The sequence below is a fragment of the Yersinia similis genome (assembly GCF_001053095.1).
Taxonomy (GTDB): domain Bacteria; phylum Pseudomonadota; class Gammaproteobacteria; order Enterobacterales; family Enterobacteriaceae; genus Yersinia; species Yersinia similis.
The window spans coordinates 1-8356 of the sequence record NZ_CGBP01000055.1 but is presented as its reverse complement, the minus strand read 5'-3'; the positions used below and the strand labels follow the sequence as shown (position 1 = coordinate 8356).

The following is an 8356-nucleotide window of genomic DNA, read 5'->3' as shown; positions in this document are numbered from 1 at the left end:
CAACCCCAGCGGATCCACCCATCCCAGTGTATTCACTGCAAACTGGTACGGATTTAATCCGCCTTTTAGCCCTATTGGGTCCTGGCTGATAAAGACACCGCAGGCCGGATCATAATAACGGTAGCGGTTATAATGTAAACCGCTTTCCGTGTCGTAATATTGGCCCTGCATGCGCAGCGGCTGGCGCAGTTGGCTGGTACCCGTGACACTCAGTTGCCCGAACGGGGTGAACTGCGCTTCCCACACCACTTCGCCTTCGCCATCCTGCAGGCGGATCGGCATGCCGTTCGGGTCATTCTGGTAAAAATAAATCTGCTCTTCACATAATGGTGCGATTTCGCCATCTTCAGCCTCCGCAACCTGCTGGTAACGCTGCATGGCGCGGGGTTCGAAACTGTCTGGCTGATACACGTAAAACTGGCCGCTGTAGACGATGCCATCCGGTTTGTCCCAGGTTTCCGGCGTCACCACCCGGGGGGCAACTTCACGCTGCAACTCGCCCACCATCACGTCACCGTCCCACATAAACCAGGTTTCATCCTGCCACACCGGTTCGCCGCGCGAGGGGGTGTTTTTATCGATCACCCGCAGACCATCAAGCAGTTTGGTCGGCCGTTGAAGGTGCCGTTTGCCTACCCTGCGCCCTAATGCATCGTAAGTATAAGTGTGATCATGATGCTCATTTTTGATCCCTGCCAGCCGACCAACGGTATTCCAGCGCAGGGCTAACTGGCTAAACCGGTCGGTGCGCGATACCAACTGGCCCGCCTTGTCGAGCTGGTAGGCGGTGCCATTATCGTGCTGCGTGTGCCGCCCTTCCGCATTGTCAGCCACCGTGCTGAACCGGTCACCGCAGGCATCATAACGGTAGCGATGCAGCGTCCCCAGCGGATCCTGATAGCCAACAATCTGCCCCAGCACATCGTAGTGATAACGCTCACTGCCCTGCCGGCTGTCCTGCCGCTGCGTCAGGTTGCCGTGCGGGTCATAGAAGTAGTCGGTTTCACTCCAGGCCACGCCCTTACGCCGCGTCTGGTAACCCGCCAGTTGCCCGGCGGCGCTGTAACTGAGATGGTGCGACAGGCTCGGCGTCAGCCGTTGTTCGGTTAACCGGCCAATATTGTCGTAGCTGAACGCCATCGGCGTGTGGTCGTCGATCTGCTGGCTGATACACTGCCCCAGTACATCGTAACCGTAGCGGATCCGTTGCTGTACCTGAATGTCGTCCTCATCGGCATATTGCAACAGATGGCGCTGTTCAGCCTGCTGACCGGCGGCATTATAGCCATATTCCACCGTCGCACTGACCTGCGGTTGCTGCTGAATTTCCTGCGTTAACTGGCCGTCCTGATTATAGCGCCGCGTCACTGTCACCGCCGGGTTCACCGCCCCGATAAGCTGGCCCTGAACGTTATACTCGTAGCGCTCCCACGCCTGCTCATCGCCGTCGATCTGTTTCTCGGTGATGCGCCCTAATTTATCGCAGGTAACCGTCAATATCTGCCCTAACGGGTCGTGACTGCCAGTTAAATGCCCGACCGCATTGTACTGATAACGGCGGCTCTGCCCCCAGTAATCCACTTCTTCGATTAACCGCCCTTCGGCGTTACGCTTGAGTTGCCACACTTCACCGCGCTGATTTTTTACCCCAATCAACTGTTCTTCGGTGTCGTACCGGTACTCGGTCAGGCTGCCATCCGGATCGGTACGGCTTTGCAACCGGCCCTGACCAAAATAGCCAAAGCGGGTGATACGTGAGCCGTTCTCGTTGTAGAGCAGTAGATTATCTTCCCGATCATATTCACAGCGGATGGTTCTGGCATCGGGCAGCGTACAGCCCGTCAGCCGCTGTTTTTTATCGTACTGATAGCGGGTGATATCGCCATTGGCCGCCACTTTTTTCCGCAGATTACCGCTAAAATCATGCTCAAATGACGTCGTGTTACCCCGCGCATCGGTAATGACCTGCAAAAAACCCCAGGCATCATAGGCCAGTTCCGTGCGCTGCTGGCTGGCATCCACCACTGCCACCAGTTGCCCAAGGTCATCATAGGTAAAATGGGTGGTGATTTTGCCCGGCGTGGTCTGCGAAATCACCTTGCCCTGTGCATCCCAGCTCTGCCGCCAGAGCCGACCACCGGGATCGGTAATACACACCGGTTTATGCTCGTCGTTATACTGGGTTCTGACACAGCTGCGGTCGGCAAAGGTCTCTTCTGTCAGGTTGGCGTATTGGTCATACCCCCAGCCGTGGGTATTGCCCGCCGGGTCAATCTCGGCGATGGTCCGGCACTGCTCATCGTATTGATAACTGTAAACACCGCCGAGTGGCGTAACACGGGCAAACGGCAGCCCCCGCTCGTCATAGCGCAGTAAGGTGGTGTGGCCCAATGAATCGGTGATATGGGTTTCCTGATAGACCCGATCATAATGAAAACGGTAATCAAACAGCCCGTCATCGCCCCAGGCGTGATCGACCCGATTGAGGCCATCACTGTGAAGCTGATAGCGGTAGTAGAACGACAGCCCGTTGCGGTCGGTGTGGCGCACCATCTGGCTGTCAGCGGTATACTCAAACTGGTAGGGATGGTTGTCAGCATCCAGCGTGGCAATCAGGTTACCTTCGCCATCGTGGCGGTAGCCAATCAGAAAACGCTGTTTCTGGCTAGACTTGTTCACTAAAACTAAGTCATTCACCAGGACTAAGCCGTTTAGCATCCCGCTGACTGGCGCGTCCTCATCCTGAATGACATGCACTTCACGCCCCGAAAGCAACCCTTGTGTCAGTTCGATCAACGCCAGCAACTGTTGATTGCCCTGCCGTTTGAATTGCCAGCCATTACCATAGCGATCAGCCATTCTCAGGATAGGCAACGTCAGACGATCCGCCGCCGTAAACGGGATCACGGTGCTTTCCCAGTCATTGGGCAAAGTGAAGAAATACTCTTCCTCGCGGCGGGTGCGTAGGACCAACTGGTTACCCAAACGATACAGGGCATGCCCCTGCTGCCAATCATATACCCGCTCATCCCAGCCTTGCTCTATTGGCATCAGCGAGAAGACCGTTTCATGATCCGGGAAGCGGGCCACCACACCGAGTTCGCCCTGATCGACCAACACTTCCAGCCGAATATCTGCCGGGCACTGCCAGCGTTGGCCAATGACACCGGCCACCGCGTTCTGGCTACCGTAATAGCGATCCCACACCAGCGGGAAGCGCCCTTCCACCACAAAATCGTTCTGCTCAACCACCACTTCGCCGGTAATCGAGTTGACCGGCTCCGCATCCAGAATAGTGCATTTCAGGAAGCCTGATTTTAATCCCAGTTTTTCGGCCAGTTTCTTCGCCAATTTGGAGCCACGAAATATCTTGAACAGCCCCATCATTAAGGCGAGAAGGTTAAGGACTGGCATCCCGCCCACCACCACCGGGCGGCCCATCGGGATCGGCAACATGACGGAGGTGGGTAACGACAGGCTCTTGCGTTGGGTATGGGCTGCATTTTTAGGCGTAGAGGGCAGGCCGACAAACCAGCAACTCATGGCGGGCAGCGCCATATAAGACAGCGGATCGCCGTTGGCCATAACGGTTTTGCTGCCCATAAAGGATTCGGAATCTTTACTGGGGATTAACGGCGCGAACAGGGTGCCGAGGGGAAAATGCAGCCCCGGAATATGAAACGTGTGAGTTCCTACGGTGCTGCGCAACGTGCCATTGATTTTCACCGGTCGGTTAGAACCACCACCACCGCCAATATTGCCCCCCAGCTTATCGATAAGACCCGCTTTCAATCCGGATAGCTGATCTTTGGCATCTTTTAATGCCAGCCCGGTTTTTACTACCGGGTTATTCGCCGCGGCTTCCAGCGCATTGCCCGCTTTACTGACCAGCGCCATACCCGCCGCCAACAGTTCAGGGTTGTCCTCCATTACATCAGCCGCCGCCTCAGCAACAAAGCTGAAAACAATTGAGCCGACCACCGATTTAACACCGTTAACGCACTCGCGTAAATCCAGCACAAATCCCACATGGGGATGGGGAATCGGGATCGGGGCAGGTGAGGGAGGAATAATGACCGTATGGACATCCAGCCCAATGACCGGATCAAAATGTTTTACCGCTGGCATTGCCATTATCGCTCCCTGATTAGCCTACGGCTAACGTTATATTTCTTTGATCAACCGGAGTGATAATATCCAGCCATTCATCACCATATAGCGCAGAAAGAATAGTGCGCAGCTCATCGTCATAATTCTCCCAGCGCCCATAATGTTGATGCATCCAATAAGCCGCGACGCAAAGGCTACTGTTAGTTTTTATATCATCGTCCAACGGTAATCCGATTTTTAACGCATTTAATCCGGCATTCCAGGCCAGCGTAAAATTATTATCTTCCCACCAGCAATAAGCCCCCATACGCCAGGCTTCAATCGTTAATACCGCATCGGTGGCAGCCTCGGTATAAGGCGAAATACTTTCATAGCATTGTGCTGCCATGGCATATTCTTTTTGGCTGAAATAAACACTGGCTTCACCAAATAACGCATTTGCAACCAACTTATTGCCCGCAGGATGGTCCGCTATTATGGCATTCTCACCTTCTTGCACCGCTGATTGATAAGCGCTTAACGCTCGTGGGAAATCCTGCCATTTTAATTGTGCAGCTCCCACTAATAAGTAAATCACCACGCTTTGATCGAACCAGCCCTCTTTTTGTGAAATATTCAACGCCTGCTTTTGTAAACGCGCCAAACGTGAAGGGTCATTCAATGGGATCGTTTCCGTCAGGGCAATAAATAAGCGACGAAAATCAGCGCCAGGTCCCCGCTCCGTGGATTCCTCAACCATTTCACCCGGCGCACCTGCCATATGATAAACGCCGTTAATCAGTTGAATATTTTCAGGTGCCACCTGTGATAATGATTGAATAGCGTCTGAAAGCTCACCGTAAAGAACCAAACGAAGGCGCTCGGCAAGCCATGGCTCAAGACAGAGATCAGCGGTTAATGTTAAAAGCCATTCAGCAAAGCGCGGTTCGGAAAAAATAATATTGGGCCTGAATACCCAAACAAACCCTGGGAAAACATCGGGATGATGCTGAATAAGGCTTGTCGCGATACTAAATAGCACCTGATGAGAACCCGGTGAGATAAATTCAGGGGGTTGCCAATCGGCAGTAATTCCAGCCGCCGCTGACCCCTCACGCCGTTGATGATAAAAATGAATAATGTGCTTTATTATCGCATCAGTAAATTGCTCTGCCGTTTCAAAAACATCATCAAATTGAATAACCGCACAGGCATTCTCTTCCTGCACCTGAAAATAGGTTTTAAGCAAAGGCTCATCGGCTTCATTCGCCTGCCATAATAATAATTTCGCCTTTTGATTTCCGGCAAACTTTAACCAGTCATCATGCGCCTGCATAAAACGACGCTCAATAGGATTACTTACCCCTTGGGTTTCCATACCGAATATCCTTCCTGACAATATGTTAAGGATTTAATTTTAGAATGCCACCTTCCACGATATTTTCTGAATCACCGCAGGATGTCACTGTTTTAGCTTTTATCGTATGTGTCGTCGATGCCGCGGAGGTGATATTAACTCCAGTAATTTTTATATTACCGGCTTCATCCATAACAATACTGGAGGCACCACACTGCAATGTAATACTGGTGCCAGCGGTGATCGTGATCGTGTCACCGACGGTTAATTTATCGTGACCCCCAACGGTGGTGGTATTATCGCCGCCAATCTTGGATTTTTTGTAACCCTCGATAGTATTTTTTTGATACCCGCCCACCGTCAGTGTTTGGTTAGCTCCAATAGTATTTTTTTGTGAGCCGACCACATCATATTCCTGATCCAGATCTATCTTGGTTTTCTGTTTGCCAGATATCAGTAACCGATCATCTGCTTTTACCGTCGTTTGTTGTTCTGCTGCCACGTCAATGATGCGATCTTTAGTCACATCAATGCGTTGTGTCCCAGTGACGGTAATGGTTTGGTCTTGGGTGATATCCATGGTCTGATTACCCGAAACCGTCACCGCTTGATCTTTGGTCACTGTTTCAGTGTGATTGCCTGAAACCGTGGTCGAACGGTCATTCAACACCGTGGTATTCATGTCCCTCTGTGCCCGCATCGACAGCTCTTGCTTGCCGTCTTGATCCTCAAAACGCAACTCGTTATAGCCTTCGCCTTTATGGGTTTTCGACTGTAGCGCCATCTGCGTTTTCGCCCCAGGCAATGCTGAAGGAGGGAGGTTATTGGCATGATAAGTGCGCCCGGTGACAATCGGTTGATCCGGGTCACCGTGCAGAAAATCTACCACCACTTCCTGGCCGATACGTGGGATCGCCAGCATGCCCCAGCCCTGGCCAGCCCACGGCTGGGTGACGCGGATCCAACATGAACTTTGATCGTTACTTTGACCATAACGGTCCCACTGGAATTGCAATCGGATGCGGCCATACTCGTCGCAGTAAATTTCTTCGCTCGGTGGCCCCACGACCATCGCGATTTGTGGGCCATCGGTTACCGGTTTTGGCAGCGGTGTTGGCCGCCAGGTTTGCGTCGGTGGAATAAAGCTGAACTGGTTAAACAACACCGTGCCCTGATCGCCAGATTCTTGTTCCAGTGCCTGCATCTGTTTACCCGTGTGCAGAATGCTGACTATCTGCCAGGCATGATTTAAATCGGCACGCGGGTGGGCAGTCAGGCTAAATAATTGCCCCGGTTGCAAGGTAAACTCGTTACTTTCCCCCTGCCCCCTATTCGCATCGTTGCGCAGTGCCTCCAGCCGGTAACGGGTAAAGTCCTTGCCATGTTGTTCATCTTTGAAACGCCCTGGGAAGTCAAAATGCTCGTAATCCGGCCTCTGATTCTGCAACTCGCGCGCTTGTTCACTGAACTCGGCCGCCCATTTGGGATTTTTGAAGGTGTAGTCTTTTAACTGTACCATCGCCGGGCGTACTTGCGCGCTGCGGGTAAAGGTGGTGATGCTCAGTTCCTGCGCCTGTGCCGCCACATTCGGGTTATACGGCAGTGATGCCCCTTTCGGCAGGGAGCCAACATCATCGGCATACACCACGGTGTTTTTGCCCGTGCTGAATTCGAAGTAGTAGAAAATGCCCTCTTCTGCTGTCAGGCGCTGGATAAAATCAAAATCCGACTCTTGATATTGCACGCAGAACTCACGTGCTGGATGTGGATTACGGAAACCAAAGGCAAAATCATTAATGCCATTCTCTTTCAACAGCCTAGAAATGATGGTCTCAACCGATTCCAACTGGAAAATTCGTGAGTTGCGGCGCAAAGAAGTACGCCACAGCGCGGGGCGGATCACCATACTGTAGCGGGTCTGGTGAAACCCGGTATTGCCCTGCTCAAAGCTGGCAATCATGCCAGTAATGCTGCGCTGTAAAATACCTTCGCGCCAGATAGACAACGTGGCGTCTTCATCCAATACCGTAGAAAAATCCACTGCGGGATCGGCACTGGCCAAGCCAACATGTAACACAAAAGGTGAGGAGAACGCCTCGTTTAATGAAAAATCTACGACGGCAAATGTCTGAGGCGGTAAACCGGCAGCGGTCAGCGTAAATTGTAGACCGGAAGGTGCGTTAATTGCCGCAGAAATGGCTGCTGTATCCGTTGAAACCGAGTTAACTTCACTACGTTCTTTTACTTTGGCTTTATTACTGTCAGCAAACATATCTGATCCATCCTGGAAGTTAATGTGTAAACTCGGCTACCGCATCAGTGAGAAATAACGGATTAAACTCGCACTCTAGAGATTATTTATCAGCGACCGGATTTATTAATATCTTGAAGTCGGTTAACGGCGTTAATTAATATATTCAGCATAAGACAATCAAGAAAAGTCTTATATCATTCTGATTGGGTTAATCCTATCGTCTCCGATTCTTAAGGTGAAAGTCCATAGCCATTTATTAAAATTAATCTTACCTGTGACAAACACCTCAATATTAATATGATCACAAAAAACAATACGCACTAAGAAATTTATTACGTATAAAAACAAAAGATTAGCCGGCAGGGGTGGGATTTTAAATAATTTAAGGGCAGAGAATAGATAGAGTTAGAGTTAACAATAAAGTGTAAAATATTAATTATGCAAATATTATAATTTTTTATTCTGCGTCTGTTTTTCCTGCTCGTAATAGTGACATTATTTTACTGGCGATTTCCTTCTTTTAGGCAGGTCCTGAATATTAGGTTATTTATTAGGGTATCAGCACCCTCACTGCATACTGATACCCTTTACACATAAAAACAACTTACCAGCTAACCCGTGCGCCTATTGTGCCGCCAACCGTATAGTTGTCACTG

The 8356-nt window shown here is 51.0% G+C and carries 3 protein-coding genes; all 3 read right to left on the bottom strand.

The window, feature by feature from the left end; translation table 11 throughout:
- The coding region (locus AC971_RS20925; protein WP_048677871.1) for an RHS repeat-associated core domain-containing protein at positions 1–4134 on the bottom strand (4134 nt) is incomplete at its 3' end.
- 13 nt (positions 4135–4147) lie between these two features.
- Positions 4148–5467: a tetratricopeptide repeat protein gene (locus tag AC971_RS20920; protein ID WP_025381308.1), complete on the bottom strand. Its 1320-nt coding sequence runs from the start codon at positions 5465–5467 to the stop codon at positions 4148–4150.
- 25 nt (positions 5468–5492) lie between these two features.
- On the bottom strand, positions 5493–7718 hold the full coding sequence (locus AC971_RS20915; protein ID WP_025381309.1) for a type VI secretion system Vgr family protein: 2226 nt from the start codon (positions 7716–7718) through the stop codon (positions 5493–5495).
- Positions 7719–8356: the final 638 nt, after the last annotated feature.

Excerpts from the sequence above, each read along its gene's own strand:
- AC971_RS20915 (WP_025381309.1), bottom strand. The coding sequence starts at position 7,718 with ATGTTTGCTGACAGTAATAAAGCCAAAGTAAAAGAACGTAGTGAAGTT.
- AC971_RS20920 (WP_025381308.1), bottom strand. The coding sequence starts at position 5,467 with ATGGAAACCCAAGGGGTAAGTAATCCTATTGAGCGTCGTTTTATGCAG.